Annotated in this window: 25 protein-coding genes; 15 read left to right on the top strand and 10 right to left on the bottom strand. The window is 70.9% G+C overall.

Annotation, left to right across the window (positions count from 1 at the left end):
- Window positions 1–20: 20 nt before the first annotated feature.
- Window positions 21–1,196 carry an MFS transporter gene (locus AB0M83_RS17410; RefSeq protein ID WP_364518084.1) on the top strand — a complete coding sequence of 392 codons (1,176 nt, stop codon included), beginning with the start codon at window positions 21–23 and terminating at the stop codon, window positions 1,194–1,196.
- On the opposite strand, the gene AB0M83_RS17405 is transcribed toward AB0M83_RS17410, so the two are convergent.
- Window positions 1,193–1,381: a DUF1918 domain-containing protein gene (locus AB0M83_RS17405; RefSeq protein ID WP_364518082.1), complete on the bottom strand. Its 189-nt coding sequence runs from the start codon at window positions 1,379–1,381 to the stop codon at window positions 1,193–1,195. The genes AB0M83_RS17410 and AB0M83_RS17405 overlap by 4 nt on opposite strands.
- 195 nt (window positions 1,382–1,576) lie before the next feature.
- On the opposite strand from AB0M83_RS17405, the gene AB0M83_RS17400 reads away from it, so the two are divergent.
- Window positions 1,577–2,011 carry a TrmH family RNA methyltransferase gene (locus AB0M83_RS17400; RefSeq protein ID WP_364518080.1) on the top strand — a complete coding sequence of 145 codons (435 nt, stop codon included), beginning with the start codon at window positions 1,577–1,579 and terminating at the stop codon, window positions 2,009–2,011.
- 126 nt (window positions 2,012–2,137) lie between these two features.
- Here the strand turns inward: AB0M83_RS17400 and AB0M83_RS17395 are convergent, their stop codons facing one another.
- Window positions 2,138–2,719 (bottom strand): HhH-GPD-type base excision DNA repair protein, encoded by a 582-nt coding sequence (locus AB0M83_RS17395; protein ID WP_364518078.1) that lies wholly within the window; start codon window positions 2,717–2,719, stop codon window positions 2,138–2,140.
- Between the two features lie 30 nt (window positions 2,720–2,749).
- Window positions 2,750–3,529 (bottom strand): AraC family transcriptional regulator, encoded by a 780-nt coding sequence (locus tag AB0M83_RS17390; protein ID WP_364518076.1) that lies wholly within the window; start codon window positions 3,527–3,529, stop codon window positions 2,750–2,752.
- A gap of 50 nt (window positions 3,530–3,579) precedes the next feature.
- Between AB0M83_RS17390 and AB0M83_RS17385 the strand changes: the two genes are divergently transcribed.
- Together AB0M83_RS17385 and AB0M83_RS17380 are read left to right on the top strand one after the other, a co-directional pair.
- A complete protein-coding gene (locus tag AB0M83_RS17385) occupies window positions 3,580–3,993 on the top strand; it encodes a DUF2000 domain-containing protein (protein ID WP_364518074.1) in 414 nt (137 codons plus the stop codon).
- 77 nt (window positions 3,994–4,070) lie between these two features.
- Entirely contained in the window at window positions 4,071–4,577 is a 507-nt protein-coding gene (locus AB0M83_RS17380) for a hypothetical protein (protein WP_364518072.1), read from the top strand.
- Between the two features lie 259 nt (window positions 4,578–4,836).
- Here the strand turns inward: AB0M83_RS17380 and AB0M83_RS17375 are convergent, their stop codons facing one another.
- From AB0M83_RS17375 to AB0M83_RS17365, 3 genes are read right to left on the bottom strand one after another with little or no spacing between them, the layout of a single operon-like run.
- Window positions 4,837–5,454 carry a class I SAM-dependent methyltransferase gene (locus AB0M83_RS17375; protein WP_364518070.1) on the bottom strand — a complete coding sequence of 206 codons (618 nt, stop codon included), beginning with the start codon at window positions 5,452–5,454 and terminating at the stop codon, window positions 4,837–4,839.
- A 9-nt stretch (window positions 5,455–5,463) separates the two neighbouring features.
- Window positions 5,464–5,844, bottom strand: coding sequence for a DUF2203 domain-containing protein (locus AB0M83_RS17370; protein WP_364518068.1), 381 nt, complete (start codon window positions 5,842–5,844; stop codon window positions 5,464–5,466).
- Between the two features lie 25 nt (window positions 5,845–5,869).
- Entirely contained in the window at window positions 5,870–6,388 is a 519-nt protein-coding gene (locus AB0M83_RS17365) for a hypothetical protein (RefSeq protein ID WP_364518066.1), read from the bottom strand.
- Window positions 6,389–6,645: 257 nt separating this feature from the next.
- Between AB0M83_RS17365 and AB0M83_RS17360 the strand changes: the two genes are divergently transcribed.
- A complete protein-coding gene (locus tag AB0M83_RS17360) occupies window positions 6,646–7,869 on the top strand; it encodes an NADP-dependent isocitrate dehydrogenase (RefSeq protein WP_364518064.1) in 1,224 nt (407 codons plus the stop codon).
- A 179-nt stretch (window positions 7,870–8,048) separates the two neighbouring features.
- On the top strand, window positions 8,049–8,345 hold the full coding sequence (locus AB0M83_RS17355) for an SH3 domain-containing protein (RefSeq protein ID WP_364518062.1): 297 nt from the start codon (window positions 8,049–8,051) through the stop codon (window positions 8,343–8,345).
- A gap of 584 nt (window positions 8,346–8,929) precedes the next feature.
- Here the strand turns inward: AB0M83_RS17355 and AB0M83_RS17350 are convergent.
- Window positions 8,930–9,667 (bottom strand): MBL fold metallo-hydrolase, encoded by a 738-nt coding sequence (locus AB0M83_RS17350; protein WP_364518060.1) that lies wholly within the window; start codon window positions 9,665–9,667, stop codon window positions 8,930–8,932.
- 52 nt (window positions 9,668–9,719) lie between these two features.
- Between AB0M83_RS17350 and AB0M83_RS17345 the strand changes: the two genes are divergently transcribed.
- Window positions 9,720–10,526 carry an exodeoxyribonuclease III gene (locus AB0M83_RS17345; RefSeq protein WP_364518058.1) on the top strand — a complete coding sequence of 269 codons (807 nt, stop codon included), beginning with the start codon at window positions 9,720–9,722 and terminating at the stop codon, window positions 10,524–10,526.
- Here the strand turns inward: AB0M83_RS17345 and AB0M83_RS17340 are convergent.
- Window positions 10,523–10,996, bottom strand: a complete 474-nt coding sequence (locus AB0M83_RS17340; protein WP_364518056.1) for a cupin domain-containing protein — start codon at window positions 10,994–10,996, stop codon at window positions 10,523–10,525. The two genes, AB0M83_RS17345 and AB0M83_RS17340, sit on opposite strands and share 4 nt — an antisense overlap.
- 82 nt (window positions 10,997–11,078) lie before the next feature.
- On the opposite strand from AB0M83_RS17340, the gene AB0M83_RS17335 reads away from it, so the two are divergent.
- On the top strand, window positions 11,079–11,579 hold the full coding sequence (locus AB0M83_RS17335; protein WP_364518054.1) for a MarR family transcriptional regulator: 501 nt from the start codon (window positions 11,079–11,081) through the stop codon (window positions 11,577–11,579).
- Between the two features lie 57 nt (window positions 11,580–11,636).
- Here AB0M83_RS17335 and AB0M83_RS17330 read toward each other — a convergent pair whose 3' ends face one another.
- Complete coding sequence (locus tag AB0M83_RS17330) at window positions 11,637–12,365, bottom strand: chitinase (protein ID WP_364518052.1); 729 nt, start codon at window positions 12,363–12,365, stop codon at window positions 11,637–11,639.
- Between the two features lie 454 nt (window positions 12,366–12,819).
- On the opposite strand from AB0M83_RS17330, the gene AB0M83_RS17325 reads away from it, so the two are divergent.
- The 6 genes from AB0M83_RS17325 to AB0M83_RS17300 all read left to right on the top strand — a co-directional run bounded on the left by AB0M83_RS17325 (window position 12,820) and on the right by AB0M83_RS17300 (window position 17,479).
- Window positions 12,820–13,170 carry a hypothetical protein gene (locus tag AB0M83_RS17325; protein WP_364518050.1) on the top strand — a complete coding sequence of 117 codons (351 nt, stop codon included), beginning with the start codon at window positions 12,820–12,822 and terminating at the stop codon, window positions 13,168–13,170.
- 124 nt (window positions 13,171–13,294) lie between these two features.
- Window positions 13,295–14,326, top strand: coding sequence for a tryptophan--tRNA ligase (gene trpS, locus AB0M83_RS17320; RefSeq protein WP_364518048.1), 1,032 nt, complete (start codon window positions 13,295–13,297; stop codon window positions 14,324–14,326).
- The gene (locus tag AB0M83_RS17315) at window positions 14,323–14,826 is read left to right on the top strand and encodes an ATP-binding protein (protein ID WP_364518046.1); all 504 of its coding nucleotides are present in this window, start codon (window positions 14,323–14,325) and stop codon (window positions 14,824–14,826) included. Before trpS ends, AB0M83_RS17315 begins: the two co-directional genes overlap by 4 nt.
- Before the next feature lie 45 nt (window positions 14,827–14,871).
- A complete protein-coding gene (yhjD, locus tag AB0M83_RS17310) occupies window positions 14,872–15,882 on the top strand; it encodes an inner membrane protein YhjD (protein ID WP_364518044.1) in 1,011 nt (336 codons plus the stop codon).
- A 56-nt stretch (window positions 15,883–15,938) separates the two neighbouring features.
- Window positions 15,939–17,045, top strand: a complete 1,107-nt coding sequence (locus tag AB0M83_RS17305) for an acyl-CoA dehydrogenase family protein (protein ID WP_364518042.1) — start codon at window positions 15,939–15,941, stop codon at window positions 17,043–17,045.
- Window positions 17,042–17,479, top strand: coding sequence for a helix-turn-helix domain-containing protein (locus AB0M83_RS17300; protein WP_364518040.1), 438 nt, complete (start codon window positions 17,042–17,044; stop codon window positions 17,477–17,479). The genes AB0M83_RS17305 and AB0M83_RS17300 overlap by 4 nt, the downstream gene beginning before the upstream one ends.
- Here AB0M83_RS17300 and AB0M83_RS17295 read toward each other — a convergent pair.
- Window positions 17,476–18,720, bottom strand: a complete 1,245-nt coding sequence (locus AB0M83_RS17295) for a D-alanyl-D-alanine carboxypeptidase family protein (protein ID WP_364518038.1) — start codon at window positions 18,718–18,720, stop codon at window positions 17,476–17,478. The two genes, AB0M83_RS17300 and AB0M83_RS17295, sit on opposite strands and share 4 nt — an antisense overlap.
- Before the next feature lie 43 nt (window positions 18,721–18,763).
- Here AB0M83_RS17295 and AB0M83_RS17290 point away from each other — a divergent pair, with 43 nt between their 5' ends.
- Window positions 18,764–19,003, top strand: coding sequence for a hypothetical protein (locus AB0M83_RS17290; RefSeq protein ID WP_364518036.1), 240 nt, complete (start codon window positions 18,764–18,766; stop codon window positions 19,001–19,003).
- The last annotated feature ends 48 nt before the right edge of the window (window positions 19,004–19,051 follow it).

Raw genomic sequence — 19,051 nt, 5'->3', positions numbered from 1 at the left:
TCCGCTTGGGGGACCCACCCATGTCCACACCCTCGTCCTCGAGGATCTCGGTGCTGGCCTTCGGCGCGTTCGGCGTCGGGACCAGCGGGTACATCGTCGCCGGGCTGCTGCCGGCGCTGACCGGCGAGCTGCACGTCTCGGCCACCGCCGCGGCGCAGCTCGTCACCGCCTTCGCCATCGCGTACGCCATCGGTTCCCCGATCTTCGCCGCCGTCACCGGCACCTGGGAACGCCGCACGCTGCTGGTCGCCGCCCTCGTCGTCACCGCCGCCGGCAACCTGTTCGCCGCGCTCGCGCCCGGCTACGGCACGCTCCTGCTGGCCCGGGTGGTGACCGCGATCGGCGCCGCGGTGTTCACCCCCGCGGCGAGCGCCGTCGCGGCCCAGCTGACCAGTCCGGAACGCCGGGGCCGCGCGATCGCGCTCGTGTTCGGCGGCCTGACCGTCGCGCTCATCTTCGGCGTGCCGCTGGGCAGTCTCATTTCGCAGCACCTCGGCTACCGGACGGCGTTCGCGCTGGTCGCCGCGTTCTCGCTGGCGAGCGCGCTGGCCGTGCGGATGGCGCTGCCGTCGGTCGCCGCGCCGCCGCGGGTCACCCTGGCCGAACGGTTCGCCGCCGGCCGCGACCCGCGCGTGCTCGTCATGCTGGCCGTGACGGTCCTCGGGTGTCTCGCCGCGTTCATGGTTTACACGTTCGTGTCCCCGCTGCTGGCCGCGACCGCGGGCCTCCACGGCACGGCGGTCACGGTGCTGCTCTTCTGCTACGGCGTCGGCGGCGCGGTCGGCAACTTCGCGGGCGGCCGGGCGGCCGACCGCTGGGGTTCGCGCGCGCCGCTGCTCGTCGTGACGGCCGCGATCACCGTCGTCATGGCGCTGCTGCCGATCGCGACGGCGACCCCGATCGCGGCCGGCGTCACGCTGTTCGTGTGGGGCATGGCGACGTGGTCGTTCAGCCCGCCGGTGCAGCACCGGCTGATCGAGCTGGCCCCGGGCCACGCGGGTCTGGTGCTGTCGCTCAACGCGTCCGCGATCTACCTCGGCGTCGGGCTGTCCGGCGTGATCGGCGGCGCGGTGCTGACGTCCGCCGGCCCGCTGGTGCTGCCCGAGGTCGCGGCGGCGCTGACCCTGGTGGCGCTGGTGCTCGTGGGCACCGCGTGGGGCCGGGTCCGCGCTCCGCGGGAAGAGGTCGCCGTCTAGTCGGCGCGGGCCTGGACTTCGCAGTCGGGCCCGGGGTAGACGAGCGCTTCGTGCCCGTCGGCGAACCGCACCAGGTAGGGCGGGGCGCCGTCGGGCCCGCGGACTTCGAGGATCTCACCGCGCTGCTCGGCCGATCCGACGGTACGGCCGTGTACCTGGATTTCGTCTCCCACTCCGGCGTGCATGGCCTTCACCTCCGAATCCAGGGTAGGAGCGCGGATCGTCCCGCGGTCCCGGCGAACGGGTTAGAATCCGGGGATGACCAGTGAATTCGGAGGCGCCGCGCCTCGGCGCCGGTGAGCCCCGCTGTCCGGGTCCGCACACCCCGCGAACTGCGGAACTCCCGGCGGAACAAAGCACATTCCTGTTGGGGTCACCTGGTGGCCGCCCCGCTCTGGCCGTTGCACGGCGCGAACCTCGGCACGCTCCTGCGCACGTGTGACGCGGTGGGCGCGTGCCTCGCGGTGCCGCGATTCCCGTGGGTGCCCGAGGCGCTGCGGCGCGGAAACACGTTGCGGCGCCCGGCATGCGTGCACTGGGTGCACGATCCGCCGGGCTGGCTCGCCCGCGAACGGGCGGCCGGCACGCGGGTGGTCGGCGTCGAGCTGGCGGAGGAAGCGGTGCGGCTGGGGGATCTCCCCGCCGCCCGCGGCCGCACGATCGCCGTGCTCGGCCACGAGCAGACCGGTATTCCGCCCGAAGCTCTCGACCTGCTGGACACCGTCGTCGAGATCCCCATGGTGGGCACCGGCGCCAGTCTCAACGTCGCGGTGGCGGGGAGTTTGGTGCTGTACAAACTCGCTGGACTGCTGTGAGGAAGCCGAACGGTGGTCGAGGCGTGTGCCGGCCGCTTCGACGCCCTGTGCCTCGACGTCGACAACGGTCCAGAGTGGACGGTCGCGGAAGGCAACGCGCGCCGCCCCCAGCGGCGAGGTGGTGCGCTAGCCCGAGGCCGCCGCGGCCTTGGCGGCCTTCTTGAACGCGCGGACCTCGGCGAGCGTCTCGGCGCTCGTGACGTCGGCGATCGACCGGCGCGAGCCGCGATCCCCGTACGCTCCGGCCGCTTCGCGCCAGCCCTTCGGGGTGATGCCGCGCTGCTTGCCTAGCAGGGCCAGGAAGATCTTCGCCTTCTGTTCGCCGAACCCGGGCAGCGCCCGCAGCCGCTTCAGGACTTCCGGGCCGTCGGGCTTCGGGCGGCCGTCGAGCCAGATGCCCTCGGTGCGGCCGTCGTAGTTCTCGATGATGTGCTGCGCGAGCGCGTGGACGCGGCGGGCCATCGAACCGCCGTACCGGTGGATCGCCGGCGGCACCACGCACATCTCGACGAACTTTTCGACGTCGGTGCCGGCGATCTTCGCCAGCGAGAAACCGTCCATCCGGTCGGCGATCTTGCGCGGACCGGCGAACGCGTGCTCCATCGGGTACTGCTGGTCGAGGAGCATGCCGACGAGCAGGGCGAACGGGTCGTCGTTGAGCAGCTTGTCGGCGGCCGGGTCGCCGGTCAGGTGCAGTTCGCGCAGCATGCGGTCATCTTGACACAAGCGGCCGGCAGGTCAACGGGCCTTCGAGTACCGCGACGGCGTCGTGCCCAGGTACCGCTTGAAGTGCCGCGTGAGGTGCGCCTGGTCGGTGAACCCGGTGACCGCCGCGACCTCCGCCGCCGGGGCGCCGTCCAGCAGCAGCCGGCGCGCGCGGTCAACGCGGCGGCCGGTCAGGTAGCGGTGCGGCGGCAACCCGAACCGCGCTCCGAAGCAGCGGACCAGATGCGCTGGGTGCGCCCCCAACGTCGACGCCGCTTCGGTCAGCGTCAGCGCTTCGGGCAGCCTTGCGTCGAGGAGGTCGCGCAGGTCGTCGGCCAGCCCGCGCTTCGGCTCGTGGGACGTCGGCCGGCCCAGGTGGTCGCGCAGGCGCTCGGCCACCAGCGCGAGCCGGCTTTCGGCCTCGAGCGCGTCGCCCGGCTCGGCCAGGGACGCGTGCAGCTGGTGGATCCGCGTGCGCAGCAGCCCGTCGGCGACGCTCGGCTGGTCGACGGCCGCGCCGACGAGGTCCTCGCCCAGCACCGACGTCTCCAGGTAGAGCACGCGCTTGCGGAAGCCGTGGCTGGTCGCGGCGCGCCCGTCGTGCGCGACGTTCGGCGGCAGCAGCGTCACGGCCGGCCCGAGCGCGCCGTGGTGGTGGCGGTCGAGGTCGTAGCGGATGACGCCGTCGTCGACGATCAGCAGCGTCCACGTGTCGTGGGTGTGCAGCGGGTACGCGTGCGTGAAGAAGCGCGCGTGGAAGACCTCGGCGATCCCCGGGACCGCCGGCCGCCAAGCCGAGACGCGCGCCTCCATGTCAAGAACGTACAAGACGCGGGCGTGGCCGGCGGGCGAGTCTGTCCGGCATGAGTTCCTTCGACACGAAGATCGCCGTCCTGCTCCGCGACGACCTGGCGTCCTGGCAGCGGCTCAACGTCACCGCGTTCCTGGTGAGCGGCATCGCCCACGTGACGCCGGAGCTGATGGGCGAGCCGTACCTCGACGCCGACGACACCGAATACCTGCCGATGTTCGGCCAGCCGGTGATGGTGTTCTCGGGCCCGGCCGACGTCCTGACGGCGGCGCACACCCGCGCGCTCGGCCGCGGCCTGCGGTTTTCGATCTTCACCGACGAGCTGTTCCACACGGGCAACGACGCCGACAACCGGGCGGCGGTCCGCGCGGTGCCCGGCGAGAAGCTGGCGCTGGCCGGCCTGGCGGTGCACGGCCCGAAGAACGCGGTGGACAAGATCCTCAAGGGCGCTTCATTGCACCGTTGAGCCCTTTCCCCGGTTCGCGGAGCGCTGGCAGCATGATCGGTGATGCCGCACCGGCGGCCTCGGGATGGGGAGGTTCCGTGAATTCACTTCGTCGTGCGTGCGTGGTCCTGACGGCGGCGGCCGGGCTGGGCTTGGCGCTCGTGCCGGTCGCTTCGGCGGACCCGGTGCAGACGGTCGATTACGTCGCGGAGGAAGGCTCGCACCCGTTGCACGGCACCGCGCACTACGCCGGGCCGGGCGACGAGGTCCGCGTGTGGGTCAACGCGGGAATCCTGAAGGTCGACGTCCAGTCCGGGTTCACCGACCTGCGGGTCGAGATGAGCCCGCCGGCCGGCGAAGCGCTGCACACGGGCACGTACACCGGTGCGCGCTTCCGCTGGACCGAGGACCCGGCGACGGACACGCCGGGCTTCCTGGTCGTCAGCGGCGGCCTGGGCTGCGGCGATGTCTACGCGGACTTCACCCTGGACCGCCTGGACCGCGCGGCGGACGGCACGGTCACCGGCCTCGACGCGACGTTCGTCCAGCGCTGCGACAGCCCGGACGGCCCGGCGACCCGCGGCGAGGTCCACTTCACGGCCTGAGCCGCTCCACCGGCGGCAGCGTTTACCCAGGCGACCCAGTCGGCGGGCCGGAAGACGCAGTTGCCAGACCACACGCGGCTCGCGCGCCCGCTTCGCCGCCCGTCCCGTAACCGGTCAGCCTGAACACGGCGGCCCTCACGCGGATCCGAAGCGGCGCGAAGAACTCGGCAGTCCACACGCCGTCGTCTTCCCAGCTCGACGGCTCTTCGATGCAGTGCCCGGCGACCGGCGGCTCGGCCGTCCGCGAACCGCTCCAGGTTCACGGCGCCGTCGCGTGCACCAGGAAGACGCTCCGCACCCGGTCCCCGCCGTCGACCGTGAACGTCCGGGCGGAGGCGTCCACGAACCCCGCCGACGAGGCCAGTGCCGCCGCGCCGGCCTCGTCGAGCGGGAACGACAAGTCCTCCGGCACGAACGCCGCGAACGGACCCGAAGGCTGGAAGCGCGCCCCCGACACCACCGAGAACGCCAGCCGCCCACCCGGCCGCAGCACCCGCAGCCAGTCGGCGAAGGCCACGGCGCCCAGGAAGTGCAGCGAAGACGCGCACAGCACGACGTCGGCGGACCCGTCCGGCGCCGGCATCGGCACCGCCGGCCCGACCTGCCACGTGATCACCCCGGCGGGGTCCAGCGAAGCGGCCTTCGCCGACGCCTTCGCGAGCATCGCCGGCGAAAGATCGACGGCCAGCACCCGAGCGGGCTTCAGCCGCAACGCCGCGTACGCCGCGAAGCCCGTCCCGGTGGCGACGTCCAGCACGAGCCCCGGCCCGGGTGGCAGCGGCGCGACCAGTTCGTCCGCCACCTGGGCGTGGAAGGTGTCTTCGTCGTAGTGCTCGGCCGTACCGTCGAACAGGGCAGCTCTCGATGCGTGGTCCACGCACCCAACCTAGTCCGCTCGACCAGTGATTTTCAGCGGCCGGCGGCCGGCGAAACCCAGGTCGGCGCGGTGGTACCAGCCCAGCTCGCGATCGCCCTCGAGCCAGCACAGCAGCACGTCGGTGCCGTCGATCTCGGCCGGGAAGTCGACCAGCAGCGGCGCGAACCCCTTGAGCTCGGCGCCGGTGCGCTGGACGGTCGTCATCAGGTCGTCGAGCCGGGCCTGCGCGGCCTTCCACTCGGGCAGGCCGCCCAGCTCGGTCTCCCGCCCGCCCGGGCGCAGTGATGCCGCGAGCTCCGCCGCGTCGGCCCGGACTCGCACCAGCTCGTCGAGGACCGGCCGCAGCCGCGCCAGTTCGTCGCGTGCCTCCGCGACGGTGAACAACCCCATCGGCCGATGATCCCACCGGCGTGGTTCAGGCCTCCCGGCGCCGCCGCACCAGTGCGTTGGCGAGCCCGCTGCCGACCAGCAGGAAGCCCACGCCGAGCAGGCCGCCGATGAAGAGGAAGTCCATGACGCCGTACGCGATGTCGCTCTTCGGCATGAGGTTCACCAGCCGGAAGCCCCACTCGGGCACGGCCATCGCCGCGACGCCGGGCAGCACGCCGTAGATCAGCCCGCCGAGGATCGGCCCGACCGCCGACAGCGCGCCGAGCGACGCGACGACGAGCAGCAGGATCGCCCCGCCGGCCAGCAGCGCGATGCCCAGCGAGTCGCGGTTGGTGCTCAGCGTCGCCTGGACCAGCTGCTGCTGGCGCAGCCCGCCCCAGCTCAGCAGGCCCAGCGCGACCGGCGTGAGCAGCAGGCCGCTCAGCGCGCTGACCAGGTGGGCGACGCCACGGCGCGGCCGCTCGTCGAGCACGTCAGCGGTGTTCTCGGGGTCTTCGTAGTCCTCGTAGTCGTCTTCGTACTCGGCGTACCGATGGGTCGACATGGCCGTCACCTCCCGCATGATGAGTTCACGGATGGCATCGTGCCCTGGTTCACCCGGAAGCGCGACGCTCGCTCGGCGAGCGGTCGGATCGGCCTAACGGCAGGTCGTGCCCGGTGACCCTGGCCACAAACGGCCGGGGGAGACTTGATACCGGCCACTACTGGAACCATCCAGGACGGTCAAGCAGTACGCTTGTACCGCTACCGGCGAGACTTAAAAGAAGAACGCGAAGATCCGCGGAAGGAGCACCGCTGCTCATGGCCAAGATCAAGGTCCAGGGCACCGTCGTCGAACTCGACGGCGATGAGATGACCCGCATCATCTGGCAGTTCATCAAGGACAAGCTGATCCACCCGTACCTGGACGTGAACCTGGACTACTACGACCTGGGCATCGAGGAGCGGGACCGCACCGACGACCAGGTCACGGTCGACTCCGCGAACGCGATCAAGAAGCACGGCGTCGGCGTCAAGTGCGCCACGATCACCCCGGACGAGGCGCGCGTCGAAGAGTTCGGCCTCAAGAAGATGTGGCTGTCCCCGAACGGGACGATCCGCAACATCCTCGGCGGCGTGATCTTCCGCGAGCCGATCGTCATCCAGAACATCCCGCGCCTGGTGCCGACGTGGACGAAGCCGATCATCATCGGCCGCCACGCCCACGGCGACCAGTACAAGGCGACCAACTTCAAGGTCCCCGGCCCGGGCACGCTGACCATCAGCTACACCCCGGACGACGGCTCCGAGCCGATGGAGTTCGAGGTCGCGAAGTTCCCCGAGGGCGGCGGCGTCGCCATGGGGATGTACAACTTCAAGAAGTCCATCGAGGACTTCGCGCGCGCGTCGCTGCAGTACGGCCTCGACCGCGGCCTGCCGGTCTACCTCTCCACCAAGAACACCATCCTCAAGGCCTACGACGGCCAGTTCAAGGACGTGTTCGAGGAGATCTTCCAGAACGAGTTCAAGGCCGCCTTCGACGCCAAGGGCATCTCCTACGAGCACCGCCTGATCGACGACATGGTCGCCGCGGCGATGAAGTGGGAGGGCGGCTACGTCTGGGCGTGCAAGAACTACGACGGTGACGTCCAGTCCGACACGGTCGCGCAGGGCTTCGGCTCGCTCGGCCTGATGACGTCGGTGCTGCGCACGCCGGACGGCCGGACCGTCGAGGCCGAGGCCGCGCACGGCACGGTCACCCGGCACTACCGCCAGCACCAGCAGGGCAAGCCGACGTCGACGAACCCGATCGCGTCGATCTACGCGTGGACCCGGGGCCTCGAGCACCGCGGCAAGCTGGACGGCAACCAGGAGCTGATCGGCTTCGCGAACAAGCTGGAGCAGGTCGTCGTCGAGACGGTCGAGGCCGGCCAGATGACGAAGGACCTGGCGCTGCTGATCAGCAAGGACCAGCCGTTCCAGACGACCGAGGAGTTCCTCGCGACGCTGGACGACAACCTGGCCAAGAAGATCGCCCAGGGCTGAGCGTGGTCGAAGGGCCCCCTTTCCGGTTCGCCGGGAAGGGGGCCTTTTTCGTACACGGTGCGTCACCGGCGGGGGATGCGGACTGGCGCCTCCGGGTGGTTGCTGCGTCCGGCGCTGTCGGTCCGGGTAAAGGATTGCCTACCCTTGGCGTGGGACGGGGCACGCGGTTGGAGGAAGGCATGTCGAAGAAGACTTTGCTCATCTTGGGCGCCATCGTCCTGGTCGTCCTGGTCTACGTGGTGAACACGGACAAGCAGGCCTCGGGCGCTTCGGCGACCGGCTGCAAGGTGACCGTGACCGCGGACGTCCTCAACGCCCGCGAGACGGCCGACGGCAACGCGAAGATCGTCGGCAAGTACCTGCGCGACGCCCAGTTCGACGCGCTCCCGGGCGTGCAGAACGGCTTCCGGAAGGTGGCCGACGACAAGTGGGTGGCCGCCGCGTTCACCGAGCCGGTCGCCGGGTCCGCCTGCTGAGTTCTCACTCGTCTCAAGCCCGGCGAACGCGCGCGGGTGGCTTCGAGGCGCGTTTTTTGTCGGTGGTCGCTGATAGAACTTGGCGAGCCGGAAAACGCAGGTGAGCGGAGGTGTGGCCGAACGTCCGGGGGCGGACGACAACTGAATGCGGCATGGGCTGAGGCGGTGTCCGCGGGGTCTCCAGGGGGAGTTCCGCGGGCGGTGGGTGTGCCGGCGGCTCGGCGGGTGCCGGAGGAGGAAACCTGGGGACCGCGCTCGGACGGGGGTCGGAGCGAGAGGGCGAACTCCCTCCGCGCCTGCCGGGCCTGCGGAGCGCGACTCCAAGTCTGGTCGGCGCACAGGTTCGGCATCAGCGTGCTGGGTGACGCTCGGCGGGTCGAGGCTGGCTGCGTAGGCGAGTGCTCGGCCGTGGCCGCGCGCAGGCTGTGCCAGGTCAGCGCGCCCCCGGTCTCGTCGGCGCGCAGGCTCGGCATCGACATGCGAGGTGGCGCTCGGCGGACCGAGGTCGGCTGCGTGCGCGAGCTTCCCGGCCATGGCAGCGCGGGCGCTCCGCGGTGCCAGCCCAGGGCAACCACTCCCGAGCGTCAAAGCGTGACGGTCAGACCCTCTTCCGCGACCAGCACCTCGCCGCCGAACTCGGTGCGGGCCTCGGCGGCAGCCGCCGCTCGGTCGGTGCCCGGCCAGAAGTGGGTCAGCATGAGCCGGCGCGCTCCGGCCTCGGCTGCCCAGTGGCCTGCCTCGGCCGCGGTCATCAAGAAGCGGGGCTCTCCCTCCGCCGGTGGGGTGCGGAGGGTGGCGTCGCAGATGAACAGGTCCGCGTCGCGGCCGAGGTCCGCCAACGCCGGCGACGGTCCCGTGTCCCCGGTGTAAGCCACCGTGAGCCCGGGCGCCGTCAGCCGGACGCCGAAGTTCGGCAGGTAGTGCGGCAGCTCGTAAGTCGTGAGCCGGAACGGTCCCACGTCGGCCGGCGAGCCGAGGTCGTGCACCTCGAACAGCTCCGCCGGGTGCGGCCGCGGCTCCATCGCCTCCAGGCGCCGGAGCGTGCCGGGCGTGCAGTGCAGCGGCAACCGCGGCGACCCGCTGCCGGCCTGGACCGTGTAGTGCCAGGCCCGCCCGAGCGCGCTCACGTCCGCGCAGTGGTCGGGGTGCTCGTGCGTCACCACCACGGCGTCGGGCAGCCCGTGCGCGAACAGGCGCGACGCCGCGCCGTACCCGAGGTCGAGGACGACGCGAAACCCGTTGTGCGACAACAGGAATCCCGCGCACGCCCGCCCGGGCTCCGGGAACGCGCCGCAGCTGCCGAGCACCGTCAGCTCACCCATGCCCGGCAGTCTGGCAGAGCGGCCACCGGTCCGGGAAACGCGAGCCGGTAGCGTGCAGCAGGTGCTGACCGTCTCCACCGTGAACGTCAACGGCCTCCGCGCCGCCGCCAAAAAGGGCTTCGTCGAGTGGCTCGCCGCCACGAAGGCCGACGTCGTCTGCTGCCAGGAAGTGCGCGCCACGGCGGAGCAGCTCCCCGCCGAGGTCGTCGCGCCCGAGGGCTGGTTCGCGGTGCACGCCCCCTCCGCGGTCAAGGGACGCAACGGTGTCGCCGTCTACAGCCGCACCGAGCCCGAAGAGGTCCGGATCGGCTTCGGGGAACCCGAGTTCGAGGACAGCGGCCGCTACCTCGAAGTCCACCTGCCGGACGTCGTGGTCGCGAGCCTCTACCTGCCCAGCGGGGACGTCGGCACCGAGCGCCAGGACGAAAAGGAACGCTTCATGGCCGCGTTCCTGCCCTACCTCGTCGAACTGCGGGCGAAGGCCGCCGCGGCCGGGCGCGAGGTGGTCGTCGTGGGGGACTGGAACATCGCCTACGACACCGTCGACCTCAAGAACTGGCGCGGCAACCGCAAGAACTCCGGCTTCCTCCCCGAGGAACGCGCCTGGCTCGGCCGCGTGTACACCGAGGCCGGCTACACCGACGTCCAGCGCCGCCTCGACCCCGAAGGCCCCGGCCCGTACACCTGGTGGTCCTACCGCGGCCAGGCCTTCGACAACGACTCCGGCTGGCGCATCGACTGCCAGCTCGCCACCCCGGGCCTTGCCGAGAAGGTCGTCGACGTCGTCGTCGAGCGCGCGGCCGCCTACGACCAGCGCTGGTCCGACCACGCGCCGGTCACCGCCACCTACGACATCTAGGCCGCGCGGGCGGCGCGCCAGGCCGCGCTGTCCACGAAGTGGTTGTCGAACCGGTCCTGCGTCGCCAGGATCTCCGCCGGCGACGCCTCGCCCCGGCGGATCCGGTCGATCATCCGGAAGTACTCGAAGCGCTCGACGCCGGGTGTGAAGACGATCAGGAAGTCCGCGCCCGACCGCGCCGTCGCGCCGAACGCGTGATTCGTGTGCGGCGGCACGAACAGCATGTCGCCGGTCCGGACCGTCACGACGTCTTCGCCGTTCAGGACCTCGAGCTCGCCGTCCAGCAGGAAGAACATCTCGGCCGACGAGGTGTGGAAGTGCGGCGTCGCGCCGTCGCGCCCGCGGCCCAGCGACGCGCGGTTCGTGCTCAGGTGCCCGCCGGTCTGGGAGACGTCCGCGAGCAGGGTCATCGTGTCGGGGGTCGAGCCGAGCTGCTCGGCTTCGTCGTGGCGTACCAGCAATGTCGTCATGCCGACGATGGTTCCATGCCTGATAGTTCGCTGTCAAACTATCAGGCAGCGAATAGTGCCGACGTCGAATAGAGTGAGCGGGGTGAGTGACGAAGACGCCGTCGACGCCGTCGTGTCGGCCTGGCACCGCGAACGCCCCGACCTCGACCTGACCGCCATCGGCGTGGCCGGGCGAATGGGCCGGCTGGCGCTGGTGCTCGGCCCGGCCCAGGAGCGGGTGTTCGGCAAGTTCGGCCTGCAGCGCGGGGAGTTCGACGTCCTGGCGGCGCTGCGCCGGTCCGGGCCGCCCTACACGCTGATCCCGTCCGAGCTGTCCGCGACGCTGATGATGTCCCGCGCCGGCATGACGAGCCGTCTCGACCGGCTGGAGAAGGCCGGGTTCGTCGAGCGCGCGCTGGACCCGAACGACCGCCGCAGCTTCCGGATCCGCTTGACGGACGCGGGTTTCGACGCCGTCGACGCCGCGATGACCGAGCACACCGCGAACGTCTCCGAGCTGCTGTCCGGACTGTCCGAAAAGGACCTGGCTCTGCTCGACGACGTCCTGCGCAAGCTCCTGGGGCACCTCGATCCCCAGGCGTGAAACGAAAAAGGGCCTCCCCGGCGGTCTGCCGGGAAGGCCCTTCTCGCCGCGCCCGGCTCAGCAGGACAGGTTGTCACCGGCCGGGACCCCGAGGATCCCGGTGATCTGCGTGTACTTGTCGATCCGGCTCTGGACCTGCGCCGGGTTGCCGCCGTTGCACTCGATCGAGCCGTTGATGCTGCGGATGGTCTCGCCGAAGCCGCGCTGGTTGACCATCGCGTCGTGCGGCGTCATCGTGCCCGGCCCGCTCTGGGTGTTCCAGTACCAGAGCCCGGTCTTCCACGCGACGGCCGCGTTCTGCTCGACCTGGTACGGGTTGCCGAGCAGGTCGATGCCGAGCGCGTCGCCGGCGGCCTTGTAGTTGAAGTTCCAGCTCAGCTGGATCGGGCCGCGGCCGTAGTACGCGGCCTGGCCGGCCGGGCAGCCGTAGGACTGGCTCGCGTCGCAGTAGTGCGGGTAGTTCGCGGTGTTCTGCTCGACGACGTAGACGAGGCCGCCGGTCTCGTGGTTGACGTTCGCCAGGAACGCCGCCGCTTCCTGCTTCTTCACCGTGTCGTCGCCGGTGTTGGCGAAGCCGGGGTAGGCCGACAACGCGTCGGTCAGGCCGCTGTAGGTGTAGAAACTGTTGCGGTTCGGGAAGATCTGGTCGAACTGGGCCTCGCTGACCACGAAGGACGCGTCCGCCGCGGCGGACGCGGTGGTGGCCGGGAGCACGACGGCGGCGGCCGCCGCGGCGAGCGCGCTCACCGCCACGCCGGTGCGCTTCAGGAACCGGGTAATCGACATTCGGGACTCCTCTTGATCACGCCGGTCGTGCGCGGTCCGACCGAGCCGAATGGGTTACACCAAGAGGTATAGACCAATCACTTTCGTGTTAATAGTTTTCCGAATAAGACCGCGCGATCGGAGCAGTGGGGACTGCGGCGAATGGCAGAGGGTGAGCTCGGATTGCGATGAACGAGTGACGGACGGCCGGACAGTGACCGGTCATTCTCTACTTTCTGTACGAGCGTTCCGTCTTCCGCAACACCCACTCGGGTGGCGATGTGAACCGTGGGGGTGCCCGGATCGTGTTCTCGGTTGGGCGCTAGTGTCGGCCGCCGAGTCGGTCAGCGCCTCCGGGTCTTGACACACTCGGTAGTTTTTTGACCAGCAGCATGCAGCGTCTCACTCGTATGGGTGAGCGTTTCGCTCGTCAATCGCGGGAGGCACTCCGGTGCGCAACCCAGGTCCAACCCTGATGCGGTCCACGCTGCGCGCATCTCGCGCCGCCGCGGTGGTCGCGCTCGTCCCGGCGGCGCTGCTCCTGGCCGGCGGCGGGAACGCGTTCGCCGACGTCGTGACCGCGCAGGCGGACTCGGGCGCGGAGAGCTTCGGCGTGCTCGGCCCGGTCGGGCTGGTCGCGGTCGCGCTCGGCATCGTCGGCATGACGCTGGGTGTGCTGCGCCAGCGTCGCAAGGCCCGCGTCGCGGAGGCCGCCCCGGCGGTCCCCGAAGCGCCCGGCCCGGTCACGGCGATGGCCGAGGCCGTCCTCGGCGAGCCCGAGGCCACGCCGACCCGCCCGTTCCTCACGCAGCGCCCGCACGCCTGACCTGTCGCGCGGCGTCCGTTGCGCTACCCGGCGGGCGATTCCCGGCCGTGGCGCGACTTGGAAGAATCCCCAGCTTGGGCCCCCTCGGCACCCGCCGCACCGCCCGGCCTGGAAGAATCCTCCCGTGTCCGAAGAGCAGACCGTCGCCGAACGCCGTCCGCGGGTCCTGTCCGGGATCCAGCCCACCGCCGACTCGTTCCACCTCGGCAACTACCTCGGCGCGCTGCGCCAGTGGGTGCGGCTGCAGGACACCCACGAGCCGTTCTACTGCGTGGTCGACCTGCACGCGATCACCGTCGAGCAGGACCCGAAGGTGCTGCGGCAGCGCACCCGCGTCTCGGCCGCGCAGCTGCTCGCCATCGGCATCGACCCGCGGCGCAGCGCCCTGTTCGTGCAGAGCCACGTCCCGGAGCACGCCCAGCTGAGCTGGGTCATGGAGTGCCAGACCGGGTTCGGTGAGGCCGGCCGGATGACGCAGTTCAAGGACAAGTCCGCGAAGCAGGGCTCCGACCGCTCCAGCGTCGGCCTGTTCACCTACCCGATCCTGCAGGCCGCGGACATCCTGCTCTACCAGGCGGACGCGGTCCCGGTCGGCGAGGACCAGCGCCAGCACCTGGAGCTGACGCGCGACCTCGCGCAGCGCTTCAACAACCGGCTGGGCAAGACGTTCGTCGTGCCGGAGCCGTACATCATCAAGGACACGGCGAAGATCTACGACCTCCAGGACCCGACGGCCAAGATGAGCAAGTCGGCCTCCAGCGCGAACGGGATCGTGGAGCTGCTCGAGGACCCGAAGCGTTCGGCGAAGAAGATCCGCTCGGCGGTCACCGACACGGGCCGCGAGGTCAAGTTCGACGCCGAGAACAAGGCGGGCGTCTCGAACCTGCTGACTATTTACTCGGCCTTGACCGACCGCACGATCGCCGACCTCGAGGCGGCGTACGAGGGCAAGGGCTACGGCGACCTCAAGAAGGACCTCGGCGAGGTGTTCGTCGAGTGGGTGACCCCCATTCAACACCGTGCGCAGTCCTATTTGGACGACGTCGCGGAGCTGGACAAGGTCCTCGCGGCGGGAGCGGAGCGCGCCCGCGACGTGGCGTCGAAGACGCTGGCCAAGACGTACCAGCGGATCGGTTTCCTGCCGCCGGTGCGGTGAAGCTGATCCTGCTGAACGGCCCGCCGGGCAGCGGCAAGTCAACGCTCGCCCGGCGCTACGCCGACACCCACCCACCGGCGCTCGCCCTGGACGTGGACGTCGTCCGCGCAATGATCGGCGGCTGGCGTTCTTCGCCGGGCGAGGCGGGCGTGCTGGCGCGAGACCTCGCGGTGACGGCGGCCCGCACGCATCTGACCGCAGGCCACGACGTCGTGGTGCCCCAGCTGCTGGCCCGCCCGGGGTTCGCCGAGCGGCTCGAAGCACTGGCCGCCGAGACCGGCGCGAGCTTCCACGAGATCGTGCTCCTGCCCGGCCGCGAGGAGACCCGCCGGCGCTTCGCCGGACGCGGTTCGTCGGAGATCGAGACAGCGGCGCCCCTCACGGAGGAAGACCTGACGGCGGCGTACGACCGCGTGGCCGAGTACGCCGCGACGCGCCCCGGGGCTGTGATCCTGCGTGAAGCCGACGCCTACCCGGCCCTCCTCGCCTCCCTCACGTGAGCCGCTCGCGTTGCGGGAGTCACCGGGCGTGGTTAGCGTTTCACGGTGGCGAACGAAGAGAAGGAAAAGCTCCTGCCGCGGCTGCGGCGGAAGTACCCGTGGCTCGATCACCTGATCCGGGCGAACGAGGCCTTCACCGAGCGGTACGGCAACCACTACGCCGCCGCGATCACCTACTTCAGCGTCCTGTCGGTCATCCCGATCCTGATGGTCGCCTTCGCCGTGGTCGGGCTGGTCGTCAACCATGACCCGCACATCATCAACCAGATCAAAGACAGCATCAACAACTCGGTGCCCTCGGGCCTGCGCAGCCTCGTCCAGGGCATCGTGGACGCCGCGATCGGAGCCGGCAGCGGGATCGGGATCTTCGGTCTGCTCATCGCCCTCTACTCCGGCGTCGGCTGGATGTCGAACCTCCGGGACGCGCTCACCGCGCAGTGGGGGCAGGAGAAGCAGTCCCAGCCGATCGTCAAGCAGACGCTCAAGGACCTCGTCGCGCTGGTCGGGCTGGGTGTCGCGCTCGTCGTCTCGTTCGCGCTGACCGCGATCGGCGGCGGTGTCGGGAACTTCCTGCTCGGGCTCGTCGGGTTGGCCGACGAGACCTGGGCGAAGGTCCTGCTCCGCATCGCGACCATCGTGCTCGGCCTGGCCGCCAACACCCTCGTTTTCCTCTGGGTCATCGCGCGCCTGCCGCGCGAACGCGTCGCGCTGCGCAGCGCGGTCAAGGGCGCGGTGTTCGCCTCCGTCGGGTTCGTCATCCTGCAGCAGGCCGCCACGTTCTACCTGGCCAGCGTCACGAAGTCGCCGGCGTTCGCGCTGTTCGGCCCGGTCATCGGCCTGCTCGTCTTCGCGAACTTCGTCTCGCGCTTCCTCCTGCTCGTCACCGCCTGGACGGCGACGGCGAAGGAGAACGAGCGCAAGGTCGTCGCGCCCCCGCCGCCGGTGCGGCTCGAGCAGAGCGTCACCGTGCAGCGCGGGCCAGGCGTCGGCGCCGTCGCGGGTGCGTTCAGCGCCGGTGCGCTGCTCGCGTGGCTGGGTGGCCGCCGCAAGCCTTGACACCGATCCGCCCAGTAAAGAAACTGAACCGGTAAGAAATCTGAACCGGAGGTTTCATGCTGGACGCCGCCCGCGAGTGCGCCGCCCTCGCCAAGTCGCTCGCGCCCGTCACCGAACGGCAGCGCGCGTTGCCGGCCGAGCTCGTCGCCAAGCTGACCGACGCCCAGCTCCTGCGCAGCGGCGTCCCCGGCTACCTGGGCGGCCCGGAAGCCCCACCCGCGCTCAGCCTCGAAACCGCCGAGACCGTCGCGCGCGGCGACGCCTCGGCCGGCTGGTGCGTCTCGATCGCCGTGACGAGCAGCCTGCTCTCGGCCTACGCCCCGCCGAAGTGCGCCGAAGAGGTCTTCGGCGACCCGAAGACCGTCGCCGCGGGCGTCTGGGCGCCGCGCGGGGCCGGTAAGAAGACAGACGGGGGTTACGTCGTCTCCGGCCGGTGGGCGTTCTGCAGTGGCATCCCGCACTGCGACTGGCTCTTTGCCGGCTTCGTGCACGAAGGCGAGCTGTACGTCGCCGCGTTGCCGAAAGCCGAGATCGAAGTCCTCGACACCTGGCACACCACCGGCCTGCGCGGCACCGGCAGCCACGACTGCGTCGCCGACGAGCTGTTCGTCCCCGGGCACCGCGTCTTCTCGGTGCTGGGTGGCCCGCCCGCGGAAGCCGTTGCGCTGCACCGCTTTCCGCTCTTCGGCTTCTTCGCGCTGTCGGTGGCGGCGGCCGCGCTGGGCAACGCGCGCGGCGCGATCGACGACCTCGTCGAGCTCGCCTCGACGCGCAAACCCCTCGGCTCCAGCCGGTCGCTCGCCGAGCGATCGGCGACGCAGGCGGCCGTCGCGGAAGCCGAGGCCGCCGTGCGCGCCGCGCGGCTGCTCTTCTACACCAGCATCGACGAGGCCTGGCAGGCCGCGCAGGGCGCCGAACCGGTCTCCGACCAGCTGAAACTCGGCCTGCGGCTGGCCGCCACGCACGTCACGCGCACCGCCGCGAAGGTCGCCGAAAGCATGTACGACCTGGGCGGCGGCGCGGCGATCTACGAGACTTCGCCGTTGCAGCGCCGCTTCCGCGACGCCCACACCGCGACCGCCCACTTCCAGGTCAACCCGGCCAGCTTCGAGCTGTCCGGCAAGCTGCTGCTGGGCGTCCCGGCCCGCACGGAGCAGCTGTGACCGGCCTGACGCACCGGTTCACCAGCGACTCGGTCGGACGCGCGCTCGACCTGGTCGGGGAGCGCTGGAGCCTGCTCATCCTGCGGGAGACGTTCTTCGGCGTGCGGCGCTACGGCGAGTTCGCGCGCAACTTGTCGATCCCGCGCCCGACGTTGTCCGCGCGGCTCAAGACCCTCGTCGACGCCGGCGTGCTCGACCGCGTCGACCCCGTGCCCGAATACGTGCTGACGCAGGCCGGGCGGGACCTCTTCGGCGCCGTCGTCACGCTCATGCAGTGGGGCGACAAGCACCTCGCCGGTCCGGAAGGCCCGCCGATCCTGTTGCGCCACCACGACTGTGGCGAGGTCGCCGAGACGTACGTCGCGTGTGGACACTGCGGCGGCGCGATCGCCACCGATCGGGTGACCCCCGAACCCGGCCCCGGGTTCCGCTAGTTCGCGGCCTTCTTGCGCTGGTGCCCGACCACGAACGCGCCGACGATGATCAGGAACACCACCAGTGTGATGATCCAGCCGGTGACCCCGAACGGGTCTTCCTTGGCGGCGGCCGCGGCCGAGGACGTCCCGCTGTTGCCGGTGCCGCCGTCGGCGAGCACGGACGTGTCGGTGCTTTCGGGGGTGGTGACCGGGGCCTGGTAGTCGATCCGGCCGACCGGCACGGCGCGGTCGGCCTCCAGCTCGAAGCCGTAGTCGAGCAGCTTCGCGGCCTGGTCGACGACCTTCGTCGGCTTCTGCTCGGCGCGCAGCATGACGACCGCGAGCCGCTTGCCCTTCTGCTGCGCCGCGCCGACGTAGGTGTGGCGGGCGTCGTCGGTGAAGCCGGTCTTGCCGCCGAGGAAGCCGGGGTAGACGCCGAGCAGCTTGTTGTCGTTGTAGACCGGGATGGCCGGCTTGCCGCCGGTCGCCGGGATCTCGAAGTTCTTCGTCGAGACGACCTTCGCGAACTCCGGCTGCTTCATCGCGTAGTGGAAGATCAGGCTCAGGTCGTAGGCCGAGGTCGACATGCCCGGCCCGTCGAGCCCCGACGGCGTCGCGGCGCGCGTGTCGTGCGCGCCGATGCGGGCCGCCAGCGCGTTCATCTTGGCCACCGCGGAGTCGACCCCGCCGAGCGCCGTGGCGAACGCGTGCGCGACGTCGTTGCCCGAGTGCATCAGCAGGCCGTGCAGCAGCTGGTCGACGGTGTACTGGCCACCGGCGACGAGGCCGACGCAGGTGCACTCCTGCTCGGCGTCCTCCTTCGTCGCGACGAGCACCTGCTGCGGGTTCAGCTGGGTGACCACGACGAGCGCGAGCAGCGTCTTGATCAGCGACGCCGGCCGCTCCCGGGCGTGCGGGTCCTTGGCCGCGATCACCGCGCCGGTGTCGAGGTCCTGCACCACCCACGACGCCGCGGTGTTGCCGTCCGGCGGGTTGAGCGCGCCGTCCGGGGTGACCAGGCCGCACTCGGCCATCCGCGGGCCGCCGACCGGGACGGCGGGCACGGCCAGCGCCGGCGGGGCCTGCTGGCCGGGCGCGGGCTTCTCCGACGTGTCGACGGGGGCCGGCGGGGCCTGGCGGTTCGCGCACTGGCCCTGCTGCGGCGCCGCGGCGGCGAGGACCGGGGTGCTCAGGGCCAGGAGGGCGGCGGCGAGCGTCGTCGTGAAGACCTTGAGCGACCGGAAGACAGCGGAGTGCACCCACGCAATCTAGCGCCGAGGCTCGCGTCGCATACTCAGGGGCATGCGCATTTCGCGAGGCACCTCGCTGTTCCTGCTGGCCTTCGGCGTGTGGTCGTGGATCATCTGGATCACGTTCGCCAAGAACCTGTGGGCGAGCGACCAGTCCTGGACGCCCGACGGCTCGCCGACCGCGTACTTCGTGGTGCACGCGGTGCTGACGGTCGTGTCGTTCGTGCTCGGGACGGTCATCGGCGTGCTGGGCTGGCGCGGGGTGCGTGCTACTTCGCGCGTCTCCTCCTGACTTTGGTCGGTGGCGCGGTCCCCGGGGCCGGTTTAGGTTGACGCCACT

Origin of the sequence: Amycolatopsis sp. NPDC051106 (assembly GCF_040682775.1) — a bacterium.
Classification (GTDB): domain Bacteria; phylum Actinomycetota; class Actinomycetes; order Mycobacteriales; family Pseudonocardiaceae; genus Amycolatopsis.
The sequence above is the reverse complement of the archived record's forward strand: the minus strand, read 5'-3'. Positions and strand labels throughout refer to the sequence as shown.